This window comes from Anaerosporobacter sp., from assembly GCF_965301125.1.
Map to the genome: position 1 here is coordinate 14,608 of NZ_CBDLAM010000077.1, position 2,479 is coordinate 17,086.

A 2,479-nucleotide genomic window follows, 5' to 3' on the forward strand; every position below is an offset into this window, starting at 1 on the left:
ATTAGGTCCGTATGTAAAAAAACAAAATTTTTTATTTTAATCACTTTAACAATGTGATGTGATAAAACAAATGTTTAACTAGTTATCTTAGTTTATTTTATGTAATTTTTCAGAATAACTGTGAATAAACTGGGGACTGAATAGTTACAATACAGGTTAGATTAAGAATAAAGGAGAATGAAGAATGGGTTACGTTGATGAAGTTATTGAATCAGTAGTTGCAAAAAATCCAAGCCAACCAGAATTCCATCAAGCAGTAAAAGAGGTATTAGAATCTCTTAGACCTGTTATTGATGAGAATGAAGAAAAGTATCGTAGAGAGGCTATCTTAGAAAGAATCGTGGAACCAGACAGACAATTTATGTTTAGAGTACCTTGGGTCGATGATAAAGGACAAGTACAAGTGAACAGAGGTTTCCGTGTACAATTCAACAATTCAATTGGACCTTACAAAGGTGGTCTACGTCTACATCCATCGGTAAATCTTGGTATTATCAAATTCTTAGGTTTTGAACAAATCTTTAAGAACTCACTTACAGGTCTTCCAATTGGTGGCGGTAAAGGTGGTTCTGACTTCGATCCAAAAGGTAAATCAGATAGAGAAATTATGGCCTTTTGCCAAAGCTTCATGACAGAATTATGTAAATACATAGGAGCAGATACAGATGTTCCTGCTGGTGACATCGGTACTGGAGCTAGAGAAATCGGCTATATGTTTGGCCAATATAAAAAAATCAGAGGAGTATATGAAGGTGTTCTTACTGGTAAAGGCTTGTCATACGGTGGTTCTTTAGCAAGAACAGAAGCAACAGGGTATGGTCTATTATATCTAACAGATGAAATGTTAAAATGTAATGGAATTGATATCAAAGATAAAGTAGTTGCAATATCTGGTTCAGGAAATGTAGCAATCTATGCTACTGAAAAAGCACAACAATTAGGTGCTAAAGTTGTTACAGTAAGTGATTCTTCTGGTTGGATTTACGATCCAGACGGAATTGATCTAGCCGCATTAAAAGAAATCAAGGAAGTAAAACGTGCAAGATTAACAGAATACAAAGACTACAGACCAAACTCAGAATATCATGAAGGTCGTGGTGTATGGACTGTTAAATGTGATATCGCACTTCCATGTGCAACTCAAAATGAGTTATTATTGGAAGATGCAAAAGCACTAGTTGCTAACGGTTGTATCGCTGTAGCAGAAGGTGCTAATATGCCTACAACATTAGATGCTACTGAGTACTTACAAGCAAATAAAGTATTATTTGCACCAGGTAAAGCTGCTAATGCTGGTGGTGTTGCTACATCTGCACTTGAAATGTCACAAAATAGCGAAAGATTAAGTTGGACATTTGAAGAAGTAGATGCTAAACTTAAAACAATTATGGTTAATATTTTCCACAACTTAGATAATGCTGCAAAACGCTATAATGCAGAAGGTAACTACGTAGTAGGTGCTAATATTGCAGGATTTGAGAAAGTTGTAGATGCTATGATAGCGCAAGGCGTTTGCTAATATTATAAAAATAGCCCGTAAGTATGATGCTTACGGGCTTTTCTTGTTGTCTGAATATTCATAAAACGGAAGACAAGAGGTAAAAATAATATAATTGGTTACAAAATGTATATAGGTGGGTTACAAGTGGTATACAGTAATAGTTATGATATTTTATTGATTTCATTAAGTAATTCAGGTAATGTTTTTTCTGTGTAAACATCCTTAGTTACATCAGAACATTGAAAACTGTTTATTATAGTAGGAATATATAGATAAAATGATATAATAATGTAAAAAGGAGAAATATATGGAATTATATGGCTCAATATCATATAAAAAAGCTTTAGTTGTAGATGAAATATTATTGAAAGAATTAGAAAGTGTTTTGTCGGAATTTTATGATAGTATAACTTATAATGCATGGTTAATTAACGGAAATAGAGTAAAATTTGATTCTTTAGACGAATTATTAGATTATGATAATTCTGAAGAAAGAAGAATTAGTAGATTAATGATAACCATGGAATATTATTACGACATAATTTTTGATACAACAATTTCCGTTATTAATAATTACAATAACACAGTAGTTGTTACATACCGTATGAATGATAGTGATAAAAGTCATGTTTTTAATAAAAAAGTAAAGAGTATTCTAGAAAATCATAAAAGAACAACAAGTTATACTTTATTTACCAAAAATAGCGCTCTCTATTTTTGTATAGCTGGGATGATTGCAAATTACATATATTTTATTTATTCATGGGCAATGGGTAAAGCTACAGAAACTACGACAATACCGTCTAGTATAATATTTAACGGAACAATTTTTTCTGTTATAGTATTAATATTAATATTAATATTTTCGATTTCACCAAGAGCAGGAATAAAAATAGCTCCACCAATAACATTTAAAATTGGATATGAAATAAAAGAAGATGAAAAGCGTGAAAAATTACGCGGAAACATATTATGGGG

2 protein-coding genes are annotated in these 2,479 nt (G+C 31.7%); both read left to right on the forward strand.

Translation table 11 applies throughout. From position 1 onward, the window contains the following. The first annotated feature begins 184 nt into the window (after positions 1-184). Entirely contained in the window at positions 185-1,519 is a 1,335-nt protein-coding gene (gene gdhA / locus ACW2QF_RS10125; protein ID WP_455715882.1) for an NADP-specific glutamate dehydrogenase, read from the forward strand. A 289-nt stretch (positions 1,520-1,808) separates the two neighbouring features. Next, a partial coding sequence (locus ACW2QF_RS10130) for a hypothetical protein (RefSeq protein WP_455715883.1) occupies positions 1,809-2,479 on the forward strand: 671 nt, incomplete at its 3' end.